Source organism: Legionella hackeliae (genome assembly GCF_000953655.1).
Lineage (GTDB): Bacteria > Pseudomonadota > Gammaproteobacteria > Legionellales > Legionellaceae > Tatlockia > Tatlockia hackeliae.
The window spans coordinates 3259955-3280464 of sequence record NZ_LN681225.1 but is presented as its reverse complement, the minus strand read 5'-3'; the positions used below and the strand labels follow the sequence as shown (position 1 = coordinate 3280464).

Here is a 20510-nt window from a genome sequence, read left to right as displayed (position 1 = left end):
AATATTAACTTTCGCTCAAGAATTGTTTGTGATAAAAAGGATGTTTTTATTTTTAAGAAGGGGTGATGCAGTATGTCGATAAAATCAGATCGCTGGATAGAAAAAATGGCTCTTGAGCACGGAATGATATCCCCTTTTCAGTCGGGACAAGTACGTCATACTGATAACGGACGAATCATATCGTACGGAGTTTCCAGCTATGGATATGATGTTCGCTGTGCCAATGAGTTTAAAATTTTCACAAATATAAATTCTGCAATCGTTGATCCTAAAGCTTTTGATGAGAATAGCTTTGTTGATGTGCAATCTGATGTTTGCATTATCCCACCAAATTCCTTCGCTCTGGCGCGGACTGTTGAGTACTTCCGGATTCCTCGTAATGTTTTAACGATTTGTCTTGGGAAATCTACCTATGCGCGTTGCGGCATAATTGTTAATGTAACTCCGTTAGAGCCAGAATGGGAAGGCCATGTGACTTTGGAATTCTCAAATACCACAACATTACCTGCTAAAATTTATGCGCATGAAGGGGTAGCTCAAATGTTGTTTTTAGAGTCGGATGAGGTCTGTGCGGTTTCTTATAGGGATAGGGACGGGAAGTATCAAGGGCAAACTGGCGTAACACTACCTCGAGCTTGAATGTCGTGTGTTATACGAAATAGACTCGCCTAAAACAATCGTCACCCCGAACATAGTAAAAAGCTCTGTTACCACAGAACTTTACTAGGTTCTGGTTATTCGGTAAGAATGACTAATAAAGTACACAATAACTTATTGATCATCCTTGTCCTGCAATTTAACTTTGGCGCGTGAAGCATCAACTCGCTCTCTGAGCTCTTTGCCGGGTTTAAAGTGAGGACTATATTTCTCCTGTGTAACCACCTTTTCACCCGTTTTAGGATTATGAGCATTGCGAGGGGGACGATAGTGCAGCGAAAAGCTACCAAAGCCTCTGATTTCAATGCGTTTTCCGTCAATGAGTGCTTGACTCATTAGTTCTAAAATACGATTTATGCTGTCTGTGACTTGCTTCTCAGGCAGATGTGTCATTTTGGCAGCAAGGTTTGCAATGAGTTGCGATTTAATCATACCCACCTCGGTTAGCCGCGTTTTTGGGGCGTCATCACCAGGACACAGCAGGTGTTGACTTTCTAGCATTCAATTTTAGTATAGACTCGAAAAAAAATTATTCAATGTTATCAATTAACTGTAACAAGATTTTTAGCGTTAATGCAACAACATTGTGTGAAATATATTGTAGCCTATTCATGATCCTTCATATCATCTCTCGCCTGCCTAATGCTCTACCCGCTTGGGTTTTATCCATGTTACGTTGGCTCTACGTGTCTTGGCTTGTCCGAGGCATCCAGTGAATATTCACATTAAAATCTTTATTCTAATAAATTTATTATTAATAATTTTATACGAAAAAAATGCGCTTGAGCTGGTATCTTCCTGGATGCCTCGGACAAGCCGAGGCACGTAGAGGATAAAGAACAAGGCACGTAGAGGATAAAGAACAAGGCACGTAGAGGATGGGGAAAAGAGGCACGTAGAGGATGGGGAAAAGAGGCACGTAGAGGATGGGGAAAAGAGGCACGTAGAGGATGGGGAAAAGAGGCACGTAGAGGATGGGGAAAAGAGGCACGTAGAGGATGGGGAAAAGAGGCACGTAGAGGATGGGAAGAAGAGGCACGTACAGGAAGAAGGGTAGACGAGATAAATTAAGGTACAATGCCGTTAATGCATTTTTCTTGAATAAACGCATTAACGACGCCCCAATTCATTTGAATAGCGGTCACTTCTCGCGTTGTGAATTGATTTGAAAGGATTGCCTTGCTGGTTGAAATGACTAATGAACCGGGTTTTAACTGTTCTAAATGTTTGCTAATCGTAAGCCAATATTCACCAAAAAAAGCAGTGGCATTAATAAACACTAGGGAAGCATCATTAAACTGACTCGTTAATAAATCTCCCAATATAAATTCAATACGTTCCGCTTTTTGTTGATAATGTGAAAATTGTTTTAGCCGTCGTTGTTGCGTTTGAGCGCAGTTGTGCAAAGTAGGAAAAATTTCAATACCACAACTTTTCTGTACTTCAAATACTAAAGCGCAGGCAATCACTGCTTTTCCTGTACCACTCCCCAAATCATAAAAAATTGTAGAAGCGTTAGTTTTACACAGAGACAAGAGGGCTATAAACGATTCAAATTCAATTTCGCCGTAGACGTATTCCAGGGCATCTTTGTCTTCTCTTGCCCGTTTTGATAATGCAAAGCCATCAACATTGGCATACAGAGCTTGAAAAACTGCAAAATGCTTATCTAAGGCTAAATGTTTCCGCCAGCTATTAATGGCTCGTCGTTGTCGTGAGCCTATCCAAATGAAAAGAATAGCCAACAACAAGAGCAGCAAAAAAATTAACATAATTAAACTTTGTGAGGTTTTTGATGACTTAAGATCTTGGCTTTTTCCTCTTGTGTCAATGTTGGCCATGCCTTCATTAAAACCTGACCTGCTTCACGCTCATTTTTTGCTTGCTGATGAATTTCCCAGGGTAATTCATTGCTTACATAAAAACCCATCGCAAACGCAGTAATAATTGTTGTTATTAGGGCAAATGAAGCGGCACGCCATTGAAACCGTCCAAGTAATCCCTGACTTTTAATCACTGCATTTTGCGCCACTCGTTCTACTTGTTCACAGCTTTCATTCGCTATGCGACGAAAATGGTGAATATCATATTGAGTAAAATGTTCATCCAGACGTTCTATAGCGCGTAAAGTATATTGTTCGAGTTGACTGATTCCTTTTTCCAGGAATTTACTTAACTCTTGCTGCTTATTTGCGATCTCATCGAGCAATTCCTGACACACTTTTTGTAAATTATTGAGGTTATCTTCACCTTGCTTTAATATTTTTTCTGCACTTAAGCGAAAACGGGCAATTCCTGCTTGTGTCAGGACGTCCTGTAAAGCTTCCAATTCATTATGGAGGTTTTGCATTTGTTGTTGAGCTTTATTTTGTTGGATTTGGGCTTGTTGATCGATATCATGGCGCCATTCTAGCATTTTTGTCTCGGCTAGTTCAAAGTAGGCAATAAATTCCCCGGTATGACGCAATAGCTCTTTTAATTTAGCGATATCCTGATCCTGTAAATGCTCCATGATTGCCTCCTGGCATTTTTAATCCTTTTGATTCGTTAAAATAACTCTGATTACCGTATACTTAAGAACGCAAATTCAATTGTTTTTCTAATGGCTTTAAAATGATTAAGCAAGTGTTTCTAATTAGTACAGTTATCTTTGTTATCGCAAGTTTATTTATGTACTTCATGCAGCGAAATTTGATGTACTTTCCAGCAAAAGAAGTGCCAAGTCGAAAATTTTTCCATGCAGACGACATGCAAGTGGTAAAAATTCAAACCAAAGATGGTATCCACTTAATGTCTTGGTATAAACCTCCAATACCTGGGAAGCCAACAATACTTTATTTGCATGGCAATGCAGGTCATATTGGGTATCGTATGCCTTTAGTACGGCAATTTCTTGCAGCAGGCTTAGGGGTGTTGTTATTAGAATACCGTGGCTATGGAGGGAATCCTGGACACCCTTCGGAGCAGGGATTATATCGTGATGGGGAGGCTGGATTTAATTTTTTGCAGCAACAAGGAGTCCCCGCTCAACAAACCATTTTGTACGGAGAATCTTTAGGAACAGGTGTTGCGACGTATTTGTCTACACAATTCTCAGTATGCGCAGTCATATTGCAATCTCCTTATACCTCTATGACCAACGTAGCTCGATACCATTATCCTTGGGTATTTATCGCTCCTTGGGATAAATATGATTCTTTGTCACGGATATCTCAAGTTAAGAGCCCTTTACTCATTCTGCAGGGAGAAAATGATACGATTGTGCCTTACGAGCAGGCCCATATTCTTTTTGAAAATGCAAATCAACCTAAAGAATTTATTCATTTACCTGGTCGGGGTCATAACGATTTATGGGACAATAAATTTGTTAAGGATTTGCTTGATTTTATTGGGGCGCATTGTTCCTAATCGACGCATTTAAGTTGAAATTTGGGCAAAATAGTGTAAAGTCTTAGTTAATATTTCCTTAATCTGAATTGATTAAAATGAACTTATTGAGGTAACTAAGGGGAGATCCACCATGCCAGCTACAAGGTTTTTTGGAAACCTTAGCCAACAAAAAACTCAAGCCACACACCTTGGCAAAAAATCCGTGCATTATGTGGATGTGGGCGGCAATGGGGATTGTGGGTTTCGAGCAATTACAGCTGCATTGATCAGTAAAATTTTATTTGAGAACCGTAATTCACCAGAATTAGCCGCTTTACTGCATGAACATTTTAAATATTTTCCCGATCAGAAACCTCGTTTAGCCCTTGCGACGCCTGTTGAACAATTAAGATGGATGACAGAAAGCAGTAGAATGGCTACAAGCGTACAATCTCTAGCGTATACCATTCGCCAATTGACCGTTGATGAGATGGTTGCACATCCTGAAAATTACCGTGGCGCCTTCATCGGTGTTGAAAATATGCCAACCTCACCTGAGGCAATGCGTCAAGCTTCAACTTGGATCGATGAAACTGCTATTGCGGCAGCTGCTAAAGTCACTGGATTTCCTATTGATGTTCGTGTCGTCACCGAAGGAAGAGAATTACCGATGCGTTTGCGTTATCCTGCTAAACCCCAAACAGCTACCAGTCCTTTAGTCATTCAGCTGCAAGATAAGCATTATATCCCTGGGGTAAGAAACGCTGCCCAATTTCACACTGTGAAATCAGCACCTGTGCGCACTCTTGAACCTAAACAACTTGAAAGACACGATCCTGAACTCAAGGATATTCTGGCGAAAATCAAGGCGGAGGATGATCGCATATTAAAGCATTTCGAAGATATCAAAACTCGCTTAACAGCAGCTGTTGAGGCGGATGGAGCTACGAAAGAAGTGTTGTTAAATATTTACATTGAAGGCTTGAAAAAGGGTGATTATCTCCAAGGCTATGTTGGTTTTGAGCATGGCAGTGAACACTTCTTCAAAGTTCTCAGAGACTCAAGAAGTGACTTGCAGGTCGTTCGGAGCGAGTTTGAGAATCCAAATAAACATTTTACCACTCAGTTGGTGCATGCCATTGCAAGAGCAGTCAGTATTAATCAGCTAGATGGCAACGAAGTATTTGATAAAGTTGAACGAGCTCTTGATAAAAGAGTTGGTGCCGCTCAAATCATGTAAAATTTCACACCACACCTAGTATTAAACCGTATACTAGGTGTCGGTTGAACATTACAAAAATCCATGTTCCTTCATCCATTCATCGATAGGATATTTGGACATGTAATTGCGAATGGAATCAGGCAGGATAACCAGACAGCGTTGGCCTGCATGTAAAGATTTCGCAGCTTGCAGTGCTCCCCACATGGCTGCTCCAGAAGACCCTCCAACTAGCAATCCTTCCTCACGCATCAATCTTCTCGCCATGTCGAAAGAATTTTTATCATTTGTTTTAACATAGCTGTCGATTAAATTGTTATCGAGAACCTCAGGGAAAAAGTCATACCCTATTCCTTCTACTAAATAGGGTTTAATTTCATGGCCACCGCCTAAAATGGAACCTTCAGGGTCAATTCCAATGATTTTAATTTTGGGATTGTATTCTTTCAAACGTCTGGCGATACCAGTGATAGTGCCACCAGTGCCAACGCCTGCAACCACCATGTCTAAATCCATGCCGAAGTCATCAATAATTTCTTGAGCTGTTCCATAGTAGTGAGCATTCGGGTTATCAGGGTTGGCATATTGATCAAGAATATGCGAGTTAGGTATTTCACGTTGTAAGTCTTTGGCAAGGGAAATATGGCTATCAGGATCATCCCAAGCTGCTTCCGTTCGGGTGCGATAAATAGTTGCACCAAGGCGTTCAAGTACAGATTGTTTTTCCTGGCTCATTTTATAAGGCATGGTAATGACTACCTTATAGCCAAGAACCGCACCTGCTAAAGCGATCCCAATGCCGGTATTACCTGATGTAGGTTCAATTAATGTATCGCCAGGCTTGATACGACCAGTCTCCTGTGCTTTTCTAACCATTTCAAAGCCAATGCGGTCCTTAATGGAGCCTCCTGGATTAAAAAATTCGCATTTGGCATAGAGTTCGCAGGAAAGATCCTTGCCGACACGATTAATTTTTACGACGGGAGTCTGTCCTATGGTGGCAAGAATGTTGTCATAAATCATTGCTGGTCCTTGTAATCAAAGTTGCTGCTCAGTATACGTCAAAACCAACCCTTGTCGTCAATTAGACTTAGATGCTTGCTCAACAAACGGCGATTAGTAGATTAATTGCTATTTAATAGAAACGTTTTAGCGAATTGTTCGTTGTAATTCTTTTGTAGAATCTATATTGTGGATAAATAAATGTTAAAAATCATCAGACTGGTTTTACAAGTTCTTTAACACGGGCTAGAATGCAAGACAGTATAAATTACCTATTTTTCAAGGATGACACTATGAAAAAAAATCTAATTTTATCCAGTGTGACTGGTGCGTTGATTTCTTCAACATTATTATTAACCGCTTGCCAGGGTATAGAACAACTGTTTACTGATTCTCCAGCTAGAAGTGCTCAACCTAGTTATGGTACGAGCAATCAACATACTACTACTGTTTATCAAAGTGGCGCTTCAAACTCATCGGCATCAAGGGCAACAAGCGGTTCTAGCACAGCAAATAGTGCTAATACCAGCTCTTCAGGGTCGTCCTCTGCTTCAACAGCTACTGAGCCTACTACACAAGCGGCCAAGAAAACAGCGGGCACAGCTGTACCGTTAGAGGCACCCACTGTAGGTCAATAAGCTATCCATTATACTAGAAACTAACTCTTATGCTCCTCGCTTTGTTGAAGACGCGATGCAAGAGTTAGTTACGTCATTCGTCAATAGTCAAATAGAAGTTTTAGAGTTGGTTAAAACGTCTTTAAGGCGTTAGAATGCCCCGTAAATCTAAAATTTATGGATCAAACATGAGCACCTTGAAAGAAGCGGTTGCCAAAAAAGCTTTAACATACCTTAATGATGACGAAATGATTCTTGGCATCGGCACAGGATCTACTGTGAATTGTTTTATCGAACAGCTAGCCACCATTAAACATCGAATTGATGCTTGTATAGCCAGCTCGAAAGAGACGGAAGCTCGATTGCGTGCCTTAGACATTCCCGTTATTGATTTAAATGTTGCTAGAGAAGTTCCTTTTTATATCGATGGCGCTGACGAAGTCACTGAGCAACGCCAAATGATAAAAGGAGGAGGTGGTGCCTTAACGCGGGAAAAAATTTTAGCCTCAGTCGCCAATCAATTTATTTGTATTATCGATGAGTCAAAACTTGTAGGGCATTTGGGTAGCTTTCCAGTTGCTGTAGAAGTCATTCCTATGGCACGAAGTTATGTGGCTCGTGAACTGGTCAAGCTGGGTGGCGATCCTGAATATCGTGAGGGATTTATTACCGATAATGGCAATATAATTCTCGATGTGTATAATTTTGAAATCACCAAACCCATTGAATTAGAAGGATTAATTAAATTAATTCCCGGTGTCGTCGATAATGGTTTATTTGCAAAACGTCTAGCAGATACAGTTCTAATTGCAACCCAAAATGATATTAAAATTATTCGCTGAATTCTTAAGTTTCCCTTAAGGTTTGAAAGTTATACTCCTTTCTGAAAGTTGAAGGGAGTTTCTATGCGTGTATTAATTGTTGAGGATAATGCATTTAATGCGTTTTGCTTAACCCGACTGTTAACAACAGTTAATAAGCAAATTCAAGCCACTGTCGTTGGTGACAGTCTGAGCGCTTTAAATTATTTAGCTGAAAATGAGGTTGCCTTTGTCATTATGGACGGTGATTTGGGAGCCACAGATGGTCTATATTGCAATGGGCCTGCATTAGTCGAAACAATTTGGCAACAAAATTCTCAACTACCTGTTGTTGCCTGGTCAGATTCTGAATCTATGCGCAAAGCGTTTGCCGATGTTTTCAAACAATATAATAAAACTTTAAATGACTATACCTGTTGGACAAAGATAGTCAGCCACGAGCGTATTCGCCAGTCATTACCCTATCTATTGGCGCAAAATTTTGAAAACTATCTTTCAGTAAAACAAAAGAAACAAGAACATTGTTTGCCTGCTGCCTAAGGGAAAATAATAATTCCTACCTTTGTAATCTATATACTTGGCACAGAGCCCTGTTTCAAGTTAGGATTATGATTTTTGCACAGGGTATCACTCATGGAGCAACTCGATGTTACTTCAACTCAAACGGTCCAAGAACACCTATCGCAGATAAGCGCTCATTTAAATACGCGTATTCTTGGGCAACAAGATTTAATCTCAAGATTATTGATTGCTTTGCTAGCTGATGGGCATTTATTAGTTGAGGGTGCTCCGGGTTTGGCAAAAACACGAGCAGTTAAAGAATTATCCGCCGTGGTTGAAGGTGACTTTCATCGTATTCAGTTTACACCGGATTTATTACCAGGTGATTTAACCGGTACAGACGTGTATCGCCCAGAAAATGGCTCTTTCGTTTTTCAACCAGGTCCCATTTTTCATCATATGATCCTTGCTGATGAAATTAACCGAGCCCCTGCCAAGGTACAGTCAGCGCTGCTTGAAGCTATGGCCGAACGACAGGTAACCATTGGGGGAACGACCTATCCATTACCCGAGTTATTTCTGGTTATGGCAACGCAAAATCCAATTGAGCAGGAAGGTACATACCCTTTACCAGAAGCGCAACTCGATCGTTTTCTAATGTATGTAAGAATTAGTTACCCTGATGCTCAGGTGGAGCATGATATTTTAGCGTTGGCTCGCTCGGAAGCAAAAGGGACTCTTGCGTTAAATCCTAAAACAGCACCGATAACCCCCATTTCTCAGGTTACTTTATTTGAGGCAAGACGACAGGTTCTTGAAGTTCATACGAGTGAGGCGCTCGATAATTATTTGATTCAGCTAGTGGTTGCCACGCGTAATCCAGGAGTTTATAGCAAAGAATTGGCCCGCTGGTTGCGATTTGGGGCAAGTCCGAGAGCCACGATTGCCTTAGATCGTTGCGCAAAAGCTCATGCCTGGCTTGCTGGACGAAATTATGTAACGCCAGAAGATATTCATGTTATTGCTCATGATGTTCTTCGCCATCGTATTCTTTTAAGTTTTGAAGCAGAGGCTGAGGGTGTAAATAGTGATGACTTCATTGATTCTTTATTGCGGTTAATTGCCGTGCCTTAGAGGTGATTGATGGGTGATGGTATAGTTGCCGAACTCGATGAATTGATTGCGTTTAAGCGTTATGCTCAGAAAACGAACTACAAACCTGAGAATAATGCCGCTTACGCAGGTAATCATCGTTCAAAATTACGTGGACGAGGAATGGATTTTGCGGAGGTACGCAATTATCAGGCCGGTGATGAAATTCGACATATGGAATGGCGAGTCACTGCGCGTACCGGCCGTGCTCATATAAAACTGTATCAAGAAGAGCGTGAGCGACCGGTGGTTTTATTGTGTGATTTTAATCCTTCCATGTATTTTGGAACACGTGCAGCATTTAAATCAGTCGTTGCTGCTCGTTTGGCTGCGATGCTCGCGTGGACCGTCATCAAACAAGGCGATAAAGTGGGAGGATTACTTTATTCTGCAACGGAACATAGTGAATTTACACCCCATAGCCGTAATTTAGGGGTGTTGCCTTTCTTAGCCGCATTAAGTTACTTCACCACCCTCACCAAGGCTACCCCAGCAAAAGCAAAGCCCTTAAGTGAAGCATTAACCCGCTTAAGACGGGTAATTCGCCCAGGTAGTATTGTGGTTATCATTAGTGATTTTTATTCGCTGGATGAAGAGAGTGAGCGTCATTTAAGTCGCTTACGCCTTCACAATGATGTTTTGGTTTATCATTTGTGTGATCCGTTGGAATTAGTTCCACCTAAGCCGCAGCATTATCCAATTACGGATGGACAGCAAGAAACAATACTCGATACAACAAGAGATGACATCACGAAAAATTATCAGGAGTATTGTCAGCAGCGAATTTTTAATTTAAAGGCGCTTTTTCAACGCTTGCAAATACCCTATACCCAGGTCACTGCAGAAGAAAATATACCTAAACTCGTACGACAGACTTTTCCAAGGAGAACAGGTGGCTGACGCGCAGGTTTTAAATCAATTACATGATATTCAATTACCGCAGTCTATTGGCTGGTGGCCAATGGCTTCTGGTTGGTATTTTTTAATGATTATCGGTCTTCTTCTGCTGACCTTCATGTTTTACAGGTTTTATCGGCGCCGTCAATATGGCAGGGCAAAGAAAGAGGCACTGGATTTATTGGCAGATTTACAAAAAAAATATCAACATGATGGAGATAGCCAAGAGGCTAGCATGAGAATTTCTGAACTTCTACGTCGTGTGGCATTGGTTTACTATCCCAGACAAGATGTGGCCAGTTTACAAGGACAAGGCTGGATAGATTTTTTAAATAATACGGCGCGTAGGGTTGATTTTAACAAAGTGACGTACCATCTTTTAGAAGTGCCTTATCAAAAGTCGACTGATGCTGATTTAAACCCACTTTTTAGTTGTGCAAGGACGTGGATAAAACAACGAGGTTTACCATGTTCCAATTAGCCTTGCCTTGGGTACTATTTTTCTTGCCTCTGCCATTACTAATCTGGCTACTTTTGCCAAAGGCTCATGTTAAATTACCTGCAGCTCTCAAAGTTCCTTTTTTTAATGCAGTGATGACAATTGTCGATCAAAAAAAGCATGCATTTGCTGCTCAAGCCCAGATTGGTCTTCTTACTCTGATATGGAGTTTACTGCTTTTTGCAGCAGCAGGACCTCGCTGGATAGGCGAACCCCAGCCTTTAGAACGCGAGGGACGCAATATTATGTTGGTTCTTGATCTTTCAGGCAGTATGGAGTTGCCGGATATGATTCTTCATGGTCGTCCTGTGAATCGTCTGGCGGTGGTTAAACATACTGCCGAAGAATTTGTGCGTCGGCGCACAGGTGATCGTATCGGACTTATTTTATTTGGGGCACGGGCTTATTTACAAACGCCTTTAACCTATGATCGTCAATCTGTATTGTTACGTCTTGACGATGCGACAGTGGGTCTTGCAGGTCAGACTACTTCTATTGGAGATGCCTTGGGTTTAGCAGTAAAGCGTTTGCAAGATGTACCTGAAAAAGGACGTATGATCATTCTATTAACTGATGGCGCTAATAATTCAGGAGTGCTTGCGCCACTGAAGGCTGCTGAACTAGCCAAATTGGATAATATCAAGGTGTATACCATTGGCCTGGGCTCAGAAAGTGATCCCCGAGCATTAGGAAATGTATTTTTGAATATGAATGCCTCCTCTGATTTGGATGAAGATACCTTGCAAGAGGTCGCAAAAATAACGGGCGGTCGTTATTTTCGTGCAACGGACGTCCAATCATTAAATGCAATTTACGAAACAATTAATCAGCTAGAAACAATAGTTCAAGAAGAAGCCACCATACGTCCACAGCATGATTATTATCCCTGGCCGCTGGCGTTTGCGTTGATATTGTTCTCTTATTGGCTCGCAAACAAAACAGGATTATTCCGTAATTTGAGTAAAACTTCCCATCGTAAGGTTTCCCTATCATGAGCGAGTTTCATTTGATACGTCCTTGGTGGTTACTGGCCCTATTACCTTTATTAATACTAGCCTGGGGTTTATGGCGTCGCCGACCGCAATTGGAGGCTTGGGCTGCAATCTGCGACAAGCATCTGCTGGAGCATCTTTTAGTCTCTAAAGGGAAATATAATCGTCATTTGGCATTACTATTTTTATTAGCAAGTGCTCTCTGCATGATTATTAGTTTGTCTGGGCCTAGTTGGGAGCGTTTGCCAGTGCCTACGTATAAGCAAATACAACCAAGAGTTTTAATATTGGATATGTCAGATGCTATGTTACAAACAGACCTCTCGCCGGATCGCTTAAGTCGCGCCAAGTTTAAATTACATGATTTATTTAAGCGACGTGATGTAGGACAGCTGGGGCTGGTTGTGTATACGGGTGAACCATTTGTTGTATCACCATTAACGGATGATGCTCAAACGATTGATGCGCTTTTATCGTCACTTTCTCCTGATATTATGCCTGTTGAGGGACATGAACTTGATACGGCACTTGAAGAGGCTGCACAATTAATTAAGCAAGCAGGTTTCAATCAAGGACAAATTCTAGTGCTCACTGCACAAACGCCAAATGCTGCTGCGATTTCTACAGCTAAAGATCTGGCTGAGAAACATATTATTACCTCGGTTATGCCGGTGATGGCTGATAAAAATTTTAATCCTCTATTTCATGAATTTGCTGTTGCAGGAGAAGGGGAGTTATTACCATTTTCCGATAATAGCAGTGATTTGGAAAAATGGCTTGCCAGACAAGCGGGTGACAATCAATTCAGGCGCAATCAACAAGATGATATTCCTCTTTGGCGAGATGAAGGACGTTGGTTTTTGATCCCAGCCCTTGTTTTTTTGTTGCCAGTTTTCAGAAGGGGTTGGTTGCAGAGGTTAGATACATGAAAAGAGTTTGGTTTCTTCTACTTTTGAGTGTTTCACTGTCTGGCTATGCATTGAGCTGGCGCGATCTATGGGTGACTAAAGATCAACAAGGGCAAATGCTAATGCAACAGAAGCAATTTAAGCAGGCAGAAAAAACTTTTCAAGATAAAGCATGGCGTGGAGCTGCTGCTTATCGAGCAGGGAATTATAAAGAGGCTGCCAAGTATTACGAGTCCTTACAAAATGAACAGGGTTTTTATAATCATGGCAATGCGTTAGCGAAGTTGGGCCAATACGAGCAGGCCATAAAAGCTTATGATAAAGCCTTAGCCTTAAATCCGAACAATAAAGATGCTCAATACAATCGTCAATTACTCGAAGACTTGTTAAAAAAGAATAAAAATCCACAAGACAATGATAATCAGAATCAACAGGACAGTAAGCAACAAGATAAAAATCAACAAAATCAGAGCCAGCAAGGTAATAATCAGAAAAATCAAAACCAACAAGATCAAAATCAGCAAGGCAATGATAATCAAAGCCAGAATCAGCAGGGCAATAATCAGCAGGATCAAAATCAACAAAAACAGGGCCAACAGGGAAATAAACAACAAGATAAGAATCAACAAAGTCAGGGCCAACAAAAAGCTCAGCAAGAGAAAGACGAGCAAAATCAGGATAAGCCGGGCAATGGCGAACAGGATAAAAAGCAAGCTGAGCAAGATAAAAATCAAAAGAGCCAAGGAGAAGCGGATAAAAAAGCACAAGATAGCAAAGAAGGTTCTAAATCTCAGGCTCAATCCATAGAAGAAAAGGAAAAACAACAGGCAAAAGAACAATGGCTGAAGCTTATTCCCGATGACCCAGGGGGGTTGTTACGAGAAAAGTTTTTACGCGATCATTTACGTCGACAAGGTGGTTGGTATCAATGAAAAAAATTTTATTGAGTTTAATTTTATTGTGCATAACAAAGTTAGGATTTGCTACTGCAATCATGCAGTTGGAATCATCAAAAGTTCAGGCAGGTGATACAGTTCGATTAATTTTAACCTTAGATGGTGCTGAGTCCGAAAGTGTTCCTGACCTAACGCCTTTGCAGAAGAATTTTAGCATCGTGGGTACAGAACGAAGCATGAATTATACAGTAATAAATGGCCAAGCGCAGTCTACAGGGCAATGGCTTATACTACTGGTCCCTAAAAAAACAGGCGTTTTAACCATTCCTTCTATTCAAGTTGGCCAGGAGAAAACCGCACCCACTACGCTTGAAGTCACTGAGGAAGCGCTTGAAACGCAGCAAACTGATTCTACCCAACCTGTGGATGTTAAACTAATTGGGGAGGTGAGCGAAGTAAATCCCTATGTTAATCAACAAGTTATTTATACTGTAAAGTTATATAATAGCCGCCGCTTGATCAATGTAGAATATCAACCACCTCAAGTGGAGGATGGTTTACTCATCCCATTAGGCTCCGGACGCCGCTATCAAACCGCAGAAAATGGACGATTATATGGCATTGATGAACAACAATATGCTATTTTTCCACAGAAAAGTGGCCCTATAAAAATCACTCCGCCTACCTTTAGTGCTGTAATTTATGACGCGGTTCCCAAGCATATTAAGGAGCGTGCCAAAGCTATAACACTAAATGTAAGGCCTGTTCCTACTCAATATGTAGGCAAGACCTGGTTGCCAGCTAAACAGGTTAATTTAACTGAAAATTATGACAACAATACCTTATCTTTCCAACAGGGTAGTACCTTGGTACGTACTGTAACTCTAGAGGCAACGGCAGTACCAGCACAGTTGTTGCCTGCGCTAGATTTTGGAAATAGTCCCGATTTCTCTATATATCCAGAAAAACCTCTCGAAAGAAACTCATTTAAACAATCAAATATCGTGGGAACGACAACTGTCAAAGTGACTTATTTACTCAACAAGGCGGGCCAAATCACCATTCCTACGCTTCAATTGGTGTGGTTTAATACATCAACTGGCATGGAAGAAGTGACTACTTTGCCGGCACGCACTCTTGAGGTTATTGCAGCACCGAATGTTCAGGCATCGCCTAAAACTCCTCAAACAATAACAACAACCACCCAACAACAACCTGCGCCCCTCTCTTCTTTGACGATGAAACAGGAAAAAAAGAATGAGATAGCACCACCCATGGCTAAGTCTTCGACACAAATGGCCTGGTGGATTGCGTTAGTTTTTGCATTGGCATGGTTATTAACTCTTGTATTGTGGTTTTGGCAACGACGAGCGAATCGTGATTCATCTTATGACATGAAACATATTTTAAAACGATTAGAGGAGGCTTGTCTGCATAATGATGCTTCTTCAGCACGCGATGCTTTAATGCGTTGGGCGCACAAACAATGGCCAGAGTCTAACTTGCTAAATTTATCGGATGTTGAGAATAAAGTGGATGATTTAGCGTTAAAAGAACAAATCAAAGAGCTGGCACAAGCGTTGTACTACAAGAGCAGTAAGAGTGTGTGGCAAGGTGATTTACTGTGGGGTGCTATTATTTCTTTTAAGAGAAGTAAAAATGCAATGAGTAAAGATAATTCATTGCCACCGTTGCATAAATTATGAGGATTATTGATGTTGCTCAGTGAATATTGCAACCTGGATGTTTCTGGTCTAAGCAACCTTATTAAAACTAAGGCAATAAAGCCTGAGGAAGCTCTAGACTGTGCTTTAATGCGTATGCATGAAGTTAATCCTTTATTAAATGCAATTGTTACCGACTGTAGCGATTGGGCACGTAAGCAACTCAAACAAATGCGAGGTGATGAGCTTTTCTATGGAGTACCTCTCCTGGTTAAAGACTTAGGCTTTGCGCTGAAGGGCATTCGCTATACAGCAGGTTCATCGTTTTATGCAGATACCATTTCAAAACAAAACAGTGATTTTATTGAGCGATTGCTAGCATTAGGATTTTTACCTTTTGCCAAAACCAATGTTCCTGAATTAGGGCTTTCTTATGTGACAGAGTCGTCTCTTCTTGGACCTTGTCGAAATCCTTATAATTTAAACTGCACTCCAGGGGGGTCTTCTGGGGGCTCGGCTGCGGCAGTTGCTGCAGGAGTGGCACCTATTGCTACAGCCAATGATGGCGGCGGTTCAATACGTATTCCTGCTGCGTGCTGTGGGCTATTTGGCTTTAAGCCAACCCCAGGCTTAACACCTGTTGGGCCTTGGGTTCCTCAACCTTGGTCTGGTTTAGCGTCAAGTTATGTGTTAACTCGCAGTGTGCAGGATTCGGTATTATTGTTTGAGGCTTTAACGGCACCGACAATCAAAGAGATAAACCTTCGCAATGATCGATTAAATGAACCGTTACCTTCATTAAGAATTGCAGTACTGGGTGGAAATTCATTTTCCACTGTTCCAGTTAATACTATTTTTTATCAGGCTGTCGAAGAGGCTGAGCGCGAACTGAAAAGCTGTGGACATCATTTAATAAAGAATAATCTTACGCTCGAAATTAATGCGATAGGGGATTGTGCCTTTGTGGTAATTGCTGCCAATGTGTGTGCTGAGATCGAAAACCAGCAAGCCGAAAGTGGACGTAAAGCCCAAAAATCTGATTTGGAGCCAATTACCTGGGAATTTGTAAAGCAAGGAAAAACTATCACAGCTTCTCAGTTAATTAATGCAAAGAACAAGCTTTATCAATTATTACAACCTGTGCGCGATTTGTTTAAAGATGTTGATGTGGTATTAACGCCATCTCTGGCCCAATTGCCAATAACTATTGGCCAATGGCAAAATAGTAATTTTTCAGAGTATTTGCAAAAAAATCTGGAGTTTTCTCCGTTTACTTCATTATTTAACCAAACAGGAATGCCAGCCATGACTTTGCCAATTATGCGAACAGAAAACTTTCCTATTTCTGTGCAATTTGGTGCTGCCAAAGGTCACGATAGATTATTGCTGCGGCTAGCCCAACAACTCAGTGCCAAATTCCCTGATTTTAGCCGCCCTATTATGAGGATTAAGTAGTTAGAGTGCAATTGAGAATTATTTCGCACACAATTCTCGCTATTTGCTCAACACTAGGTTATAATCAAATTACTTGTGGTCTTTTTGCTTCATGGCTGGAAACAGTGTTCTTCGTGAAAATCCCTCCTTTAGTAGTTCAAAGTAGCGAGTTAGCGCGTGGTATAACTTTATCTGTTTCATTGTTAGTAGCTACCGCAAGTGTATGTTTAATTTTATTTGGAAAGTAGAAATGTCTGAGAAAGAAACAGGCCACGTTAAGTGGTTTAATGATGATAAAGGTTACGGATTCATCAGTCGTGATAACGGTCAAGATGATGTGTTTGTGCATTTTCGCGCAATCGTAAGCGAAGCTGGCCGCAAAACTTTAAAGGAAGGCCAACGCGTAGCCTTTTTGGTAACGAAAGGACCTAAAGGTTTACAAGCGGAAGAGGTAACTGCCATTTAATTTCTGCTGTTTCTCTGTATCTTCCTTCTTTGTTGTTCTGGGGTTGCCCCGACATCAAAGAGGGATGATCTTTTTTTTTGCCTATGAAAAATCCTGATGTAATTATTATTGGTGCAGGTGCTGCCGGGTTGATGTGTGCTATAGAGGCAGGCAAACGTGGAAGACGAGTACTAATTATTGATCACGCCAATAAAGTAGGTAAAAAGATTTTAATGTCAGGTGGCGGGCGCTGTAATTTCACCAATTATTTTATAGAGCCGCAACACTATCTTTCAGCCAATCCACATTTTTGTAAGTCTGCACTTAAACGATATTCCTCGTATGATTTTATTGCCTTGGTAAAAAAGCATAATATTCCTTTTCATGAGAAATCACATGGACAATTATTTTGTGACAATAAAGCATCTGATATTGTAGGGATGTTGTTAGCGTGTTGTTCTACAGCTAATGTCACCATAAGTCTTAATACATCGATTAAGCAGGTTGAAAATACTGAAAAAGGCTTTTCGCTCTCGTTAAGCACGGGGGAGCGTGTTGTTTCGCAATCATTGGTAGTTGCAACAGGTGGATTATCAATTCCAACTATGGGCGCTTCGCCTTATGGTTATCAGTTGGCTACACAATTTGGATTAACAGTTTTACCAACACGTGCAGGTTTGGTTCCATTTACATTACAGCCAGACGATAAAGAACGTCTCAGTATTCTTTCCGGTATTTCACTACCCTGCCAAGTGAATTGCAATGACCAGAATTTTACCTTGGACATGCTTTTTACTCATCGGGGTTTAAGTGGTCCTGCAATGTTACAGATTTCTTCTTATTGGCATCCGGGAGAACCATTAGTCATTGATTTTGATGTCAACGATGAATGGGCTCTTTCGCTCGCAAAACGCAAGAGGTCAAATCCAAAGACACGATTAAAGCAATGTTTGGAAGAAGCATTACCTAAAAGAGTAGTGGCTACGTTTTTTGAGGAAGAGTTATTAGAGTCCGAACTGCAAACGTTTTCTGATAAACATTTGCAACAAATTGGTGAAACTCTTAAGCAATGGCGTATTAAACCTAATGGTACGGAAGGTTATCGGACTGCAGAAGTCACGTTAGGCGGAGTTGACACAAGAGCGATTTCATCACAAACGATGCAAGTTAATCATATTCCTGGACTTTATTTTATTGGTGAAGTGCTTGATGTGACAGGCTGGTTGGGTGGCTATAATTTTCAATGGGCTTGGTCATCAGGTTGGGCTGCAGGGCAAGTCGCCTAAAAGCTCTATAACTTTAATTCACAGTTAAATTTTTGTTTTTATTAAGAATATGCATTTACGATACTTAAGCGTATAATGATTTCATCTTATATAGTTGCTGGGATGCTAAATGATAAGATTGCTAAGTTTCTTAGGTATAATCTTTCCTCTGTTGTCGTTCTCTTCTGTTGGTGTCAATGGGAATTTTGAGGCCCATAAATCTTGTCCGGCCTATGTGTCTAAAAATAAAAAAAATAATCCTGGTGGCTTGATGGTGACGCCTTCACAAAATTATGTGATTCGAGAAATTAACCGTCCAGTCAATCCTGATTGGCTACGCATAGAATTTCCCAATACAGAGCATTCATTACGTTGGGTAAGTGCTGATTGTGGTGAATATCGATTTGATGCTAACGGTAAAACATCGTGTGAGCAAATTCCCGGCCTTGCAGATTCACACGTATTAGCATTAAGTTGGCAACCTGGCTTTTGCCAAACCTATGGCTATGAAGTTGGTAAACCTGAATGTGTGAAGTTACCTTCTGACTCTTACCAGGCTACCCACTTGGTATTGCATGGTTTATGGCCTAATCAACAGATATGTGGCGAACACTATGGTTTTTGTGGGGTAGAGGCTAAAAAGCATCATTGTGATTATCCCCCTGTGAATTTAAATAAAGAGGTTGCACACACTTTACAACAATTTATGCCAAGTTATGCCGCTGGAGGCTGTCTCGAACGTCATGAATGGAACAAACATGGAAGTTGTCAGATCCTGTCAAGTGATGCTTATTTTTCTTTGGCAACGCGATTAAATCAAGAGATGAACCAAACTGCTTTGGGGCAATTTCTCCATGAGCATGTAGGGGAAACCATAAAGAGAGAAAGATTACGGACTTTGGTAAGTGAGTCGTTTGGTCAAAATACGGCTCGTAAGGTATATTTCGGGTGTAAAAATGGCATTCTAGTTGATATTTTTATTAATTTGCCAGCCCTCATTCCGCAATCTGAATCGTTACCAGCACTGGTAAGTAAGGCACCTGATTTTGAACGCTATGATGGTTGCCCAGCGAATATTGCAATATCCGATTTTAGTAGTGACTCCTGGTATTAGAAATGTAGGCTTTCGCTTAAGGATATTATTTAGTCTGCTAATAACCTTGCGCATTAGATTAACTTCCTCTAATGTAGGGAAATTCGGGTAAGGGGAAGGTTGGCATGTTGAGGCGGTTTTTTTTATTGGTTTTCATCATCTTATTGGGCACAAGTTGCTCAAAGCACGTTACTGTTATTCCGCCAGCAGCTAAAAAGGCATTACAGTATCGCCAGCTTCCGGCGTTTAACCAAGTTACAATCGAAGGAAATGTGAATGTAAGTTTACATACAGGTTATAAACATCCACAGCTGATTCTTCATGGTGACCCTACCGATTTATTGCAGGTGCAAACGGCTGTAAGCGGTTCTAGTTTATCGATTTCTGTTGGAAAAGGTTATCCTCGCTGCGGACCTATTACCGCTGAGATTCGCGGGCGCTATTTGAATGCATTTACCTACCATGGCGCAGGTACTATCACTGGTAACAATCTGCATTCAAGAGTATTAGATCTGTCCATTGAAAATCCAGGTCGTACTACATTGGGTGGAAGTATTTTCGTAAGAAGATTAGCCATCAGTGGCGGTGGCTACACGCAAATTAGCGGAATTTCCAGTCAAAACTTACAGTTGTCCATCGAAGATAAAAGTCGGGTGCACTTGTCAGGAACGGTGAATATTACCAGACTTAATTTAGACAATGATGCCTGGGTGGCCATGTATTGGATTAAGAGTAATGCTCTCATTATAAGGGCAAAAGGACAGTCATTTATGCAGTTGGCCGGTGTCGTTGGTAAGTTGGATGTGGAGTTGTGGGATAAGGCTCATTTTAATGGTCGCTATTTACGGGCAGGCCGGGCATTTGTTAAAACTCACGATAAATCTGTGGCCGATATTGCTGCGGTTAGACGTCAACATACCTTGGCTACCGATGCCAGTGATATTTATTTTTACAATATTCCCTCGATGAAAACTGATTTCATGGCCTTCAATGGTGCAGTGCTTGATATGCGCGATTGGGATTTATTCGATATGCAAGAATATGATCGCTACAACAAATAATTTCTGTTCGGCAGCTTC

22 protein-coding genes are annotated in these 20510 nt (G+C 41.0%); 18 read left to right on the top strand and 4 right to left on the bottom strand.

Going from position 1 to position 20510, the window contains the following annotated elements:
* The first annotated feature begins 72 nt into the window (after nucleotides 1–72).
* On the top strand, nucleotides 73–639 hold the full coding sequence (gene dcd / locus LHA_RS14530) for a dCTP deaminase (RefSeq protein WP_045107184.1): 567 nt from the start codon (nucleotides 73–75) through the stop codon (nucleotides 637–639).
* Nucleotides 640–771: 132 nt separating this feature from the next.
* Here dcd and LHA_RS14525 read toward each other — a convergent pair whose 3' ends face one another.
* The 3 genes from LHA_RS14525 to LHA_RS14515 form a co-directional block, all read right to left on the bottom strand.
* Nucleotides 772–1158, bottom strand: a complete 387-nt coding sequence (locus tag LHA_RS14525) for an integration host factor subunit beta (RefSeq protein ID WP_158644252.1) — start codon at nucleotides 1156–1158, stop codon at nucleotides 772–774.
* A gap of 566 nt (nucleotides 1159–1724) precedes the next feature.
* A complete protein-coding gene (locus LHA_RS14520; RefSeq protein ID WP_231861939.1) occupies nucleotides 1725–2498 on the bottom strand; it encodes a class I SAM-dependent methyltransferase in 774 nt (257 codons plus the stop codon).
* Nucleotides 2432–3169, bottom strand: coding sequence for a hypothetical protein (locus tag LHA_RS14515; RefSeq protein WP_045107182.1), 738 nt, complete (start codon nucleotides 3167–3169; stop codon nucleotides 2432–2434). Before LHA_RS14515 ends, LHA_RS14520 begins: the two co-directional genes overlap by 67 nt.
* Before the next feature lie 101 nt (nucleotides 3170–3270).
* On the opposite strand from LHA_RS14515, the gene LHA_RS14510 reads away from it, so the two are divergent.
* A complete protein-coding gene (locus LHA_RS14510; RefSeq protein WP_045107181.1) occupies nucleotides 3271–4065 on the top strand; it encodes an alpha/beta hydrolase in 795 nt (264 codons plus the stop codon).
* A 112-nt stretch (nucleotides 4066–4177) separates the two neighbouring features.
* On the top strand, nucleotides 4178–5266 hold the full coding sequence (locus tag LHA_RS14505; protein WP_045107180.1) for an OTU domain-containing protein: 1089 nt from the start codon (nucleotides 4178–4180) through the stop codon (nucleotides 5264–5266).
* Between the two features lie 51 nt (nucleotides 5267–5317).
* Here the strand turns inward: LHA_RS14505 and LHA_RS14500 are convergent, their stop codons facing one another.
* A complete protein-coding gene (locus LHA_RS14500; RefSeq protein ID WP_045107179.1) occupies nucleotides 5318–6268 on the bottom strand; it encodes a pyridoxal-phosphate dependent enzyme in 951 nt (316 codons plus the stop codon).
* 272 nt (nucleotides 6269–6540) lie between these two features.
* Between LHA_RS14500 and LHA_RS14495 the strand changes: the two genes are divergently transcribed.
* The 15 genes from LHA_RS14495 to LHA_RS14420 all read left to right on the top strand — a co-directional run bounded on the left by LHA_RS14495 (nucleotide 6541) and on the right by LHA_RS14420 (nucleotide 20492).
* Nucleotides 6541–6885, top strand: a complete 345-nt coding sequence (locus tag LHA_RS14495) for a hypothetical protein (protein WP_045107178.1) — start codon at nucleotides 6541–6543, stop codon at nucleotides 6883–6885.
* A 167-nt stretch (nucleotides 6886–7052) separates the two neighbouring features.
* On the top strand, nucleotides 7053–7706 hold the full coding sequence (gene rpiA, locus LHA_RS14490) for a ribose-5-phosphate isomerase RpiA (RefSeq protein WP_045107621.1): 654 nt from the start codon (nucleotides 7053–7055) through the stop codon (nucleotides 7704–7706).
* Between the two features lie 63 nt (nucleotides 7707–7769).
* Nucleotides 7770–8225 carry a response regulator gene (locus tag LHA_RS14485; RefSeq protein ID WP_045107177.1) on the top strand — a complete coding sequence of 152 codons (456 nt, stop codon included), beginning with the start codon at nucleotides 7770–7772 and terminating at the stop codon, nucleotides 8223–8225.
* A 93-nt stretch (nucleotides 8226–8318) separates the two neighbouring features.
* On the top strand, nucleotides 8319–9320 hold the full coding sequence (locus LHA_RS14480) for an AAA family ATPase (RefSeq protein ID WP_045107176.1): 1002 nt from the start codon (nucleotides 8319–8321) through the stop codon (nucleotides 9318–9320).
* Between the two features lie 9 nt (nucleotides 9321–9329).
* Nucleotides 9330–10238 (top strand): DUF58 domain-containing protein, encoded by a 909-nt coding sequence (locus LHA_RS14475; protein ID WP_045107175.1) that lies wholly within the window; start codon nucleotides 9330–9332, stop codon nucleotides 10236–10238.
* The gene (locus LHA_RS14470; protein WP_045107174.1) at nucleotides 10231–10716 is read left to right on the top strand and encodes a DUF4381 domain-containing protein; all 486 of its coding nucleotides are present in this window, start codon (nucleotides 10231–10233) and stop codon (nucleotides 10714–10716) included. Before LHA_RS14475 ends, LHA_RS14470 begins: the two co-directional genes overlap by 8 nt.
* Nucleotides 10704–11729 carry a vWA domain-containing protein gene (locus LHA_RS14465; RefSeq protein WP_045107173.1) on the top strand — a complete coding sequence of 342 codons (1026 nt, stop codon included), beginning with the start codon at nucleotides 10704–10706 and terminating at the stop codon, nucleotides 11727–11729. The genes LHA_RS14470 and LHA_RS14465 overlap by 13 nt, the downstream gene beginning before the upstream one ends.
* Nucleotides 11723–12655 (top strand): vWA domain-containing protein, encoded by a 933-nt coding sequence (locus tag LHA_RS14460; protein WP_045107172.1) that lies wholly within the window; start codon nucleotides 11723–11725, stop codon nucleotides 12653–12655. The genes LHA_RS14465 and LHA_RS14460 overlap by 7 nt, the downstream gene beginning before the upstream one ends.
* Nucleotides 12652–13566, top strand: a complete 915-nt coding sequence (locus tag LHA_RS14455) for a tetratricopeptide repeat protein (RefSeq protein WP_045107171.1) — start codon at nucleotides 12652–12654, stop codon at nucleotides 13564–13566. The genes LHA_RS14460 and LHA_RS14455 overlap by 4 nt, the downstream gene beginning before the upstream one ends.
* Complete coding sequence (locus LHA_RS14450; RefSeq protein ID WP_045107170.1) at nucleotides 13563–15236, top strand: BatD family protein; 1674 nt, start codon at nucleotides 13563–13565, stop codon at nucleotides 15234–15236. Before LHA_RS14455 ends, LHA_RS14450 begins: the two co-directional genes overlap by 4 nt.
* Before the next feature lie 9 nt (nucleotides 15237–15245).
* The gene (locus LHA_RS14445) at nucleotides 15246–16649 is read left to right on the top strand and encodes an amidase (RefSeq protein WP_045107169.1); all 1404 of its coding nucleotides are present in this window, start codon (nucleotides 15246–15248) and stop codon (nucleotides 16647–16649) included.
* Between the two features lie 229 nt (nucleotides 16650–16878).
* Nucleotides 16879–17094, top strand: a complete 216-nt coding sequence (locus LHA_RS14435; protein WP_045107167.1) for a cold-shock protein — start codon at nucleotides 16879–16881, stop codon at nucleotides 17092–17094.
* A gap of 83 nt (nucleotides 17095–17177) precedes the next feature.
* On the top strand, nucleotides 17178–18359 hold the full coding sequence (locus LHA_RS14430; RefSeq protein ID WP_045107166.1) for a BaiN/RdsA family NAD(P)/FAD-dependent oxidoreductase: 1182 nt from the start codon (nucleotides 17178–17180) through the stop codon (nucleotides 18357–18359).
* A 109-nt stretch (nucleotides 18360–18468) separates the two neighbouring features.
* A complete protein-coding gene (locus tag LHA_RS14425) occupies nucleotides 18469–19452 on the top strand; it encodes a ribonuclease T2 family protein (protein WP_045107165.1) in 984 nt (327 codons plus the stop codon).
* Between the two features lie 104 nt (nucleotides 19453–19556).
* On the top strand, nucleotides 19557–20492 hold the full coding sequence (locus LHA_RS14420) for a GIN domain-containing protein (protein WP_045107164.1): 936 nt from the start codon (nucleotides 19557–19559) through the stop codon (nucleotides 20490–20492).
* Nucleotides 20493–20510: the final 18 nt, after the last annotated feature.

Coding starts and splice junctions, on each gene's coding strand:
- dcd (WP_045107184.1), top strand. CDS start 73: ATGTCGATAAAATCAGATCGCTGGATAGAAAAAATGGCTCTTGAGCAC.
- LHA_RS14525 (WP_158644252.1), bottom strand. CDS start 1,158: ATGCTAGAAAGTCAACACCTGCTGTGTCCTGGTGATGACGCCCCAAAA.
- LHA_RS14520 (WP_231861939.1), bottom strand. CDS start 2,498: ATGGCCAACATTGACACAAGAGGAAAAAGCCAAGATCTTAAGTCATCA.
- LHA_RS14515 (WP_045107182.1), bottom strand. CDS start 3,169: ATGGAGCATTTACAGGATCAGGATATCGCTAAATTAAAAGAGCTATTG.
- LHA_RS14510 (WP_045107181.1), top strand. CDS start 3,271: ATGATTAAGCAAGTGTTTCTAATTAGTACAGTTATCTTTGTTATCGCA.
- LHA_RS14505 (WP_045107180.1), top strand. CDS start 4,178: ATGCCAGCTACAAGGTTTTTTGGAAACCTTAGCCAACAAAAAACTCAA.
- LHA_RS14500 (WP_045107179.1), bottom strand. CDS start 6,268: ATGATTTATGACAACATTCTTGCCACCATAGGACAGACTCCCGTCGTA.
- LHA_RS14495 (WP_045107178.1), top strand. CDS start 6,541: ATGAAAAAAAATCTAATTTTATCCAGTGTGACTGGTGCGTTGATTTCT.
- rpiA (WP_045107621.1), top strand. CDS start 7,053: ATGAGCACCTTGAAAGAAGCGGTTGCCAAAAAAGCTTTAACATACCTT.
- LHA_RS14485 (WP_045107177.1), top strand. CDS start 7,770: ATGCGTGTATTAATTGTTGAGGATAATGCATTTAATGCGTTTTGCTTA.
- LHA_RS14480 (WP_045107176.1), top strand. CDS start 8,319: ATGGAGCAACTCGATGTTACTTCAACTCAAACGGTCCAAGAACACCTA.
- LHA_RS14475 (WP_045107175.1), top strand. CDS start 9,330: ATGGGTGATGGTATAGTTGCCGAACTCGATGAATTGATTGCGTTTAAG.
- LHA_RS14465 (WP_045107173.1), top strand. CDS start 10,704: ATGTTCCAATTAGCCTTGCCTTGGGTACTATTTTTCTTGCCTCTGCCA.
- LHA_RS14455 (WP_045107171.1), top strand. CDS start 12,652: ATGAAAAGAGTTTGGTTTCTTCTACTTTTGAGTGTTTCACTGTCTGGC.
- LHA_RS14450 (WP_045107170.1), top strand. CDS start 13,563: ATGAAAAAAATTTTATTGAGTTTAATTTTATTGTGCATAACAAAGTTA.
- LHA_RS14445 (WP_045107169.1), top strand. CDS start 15,246: ATGTTGCTCAGTGAATATTGCAACCTGGATGTTTCTGGTCTAAGCAAC.
- LHA_RS14435 (WP_045107167.1), top strand. CDS start 16,879: ATGTCTGAGAAAGAAACAGGCCACGTTAAGTGGTTTAATGATGATAAA.
- LHA_RS14430 (WP_045107166.1), top strand. CDS start 17,178: ATGAAAAATCCTGATGTAATTATTATTGGTGCAGGTGCTGCCGGGTTG.
- LHA_RS14425 (WP_045107165.1), top strand. CDS start 18,469: ATGATAAGATTGCTAAGTTTCTTAGGTATAATCTTTCCTCTGTTGTCG.
- LHA_RS14420 (WP_045107164.1), top strand. CDS start 19,557: ATGTTGAGGCGGTTTTTTTTATTGGTTTTCATCATCTTATTGGGCACA.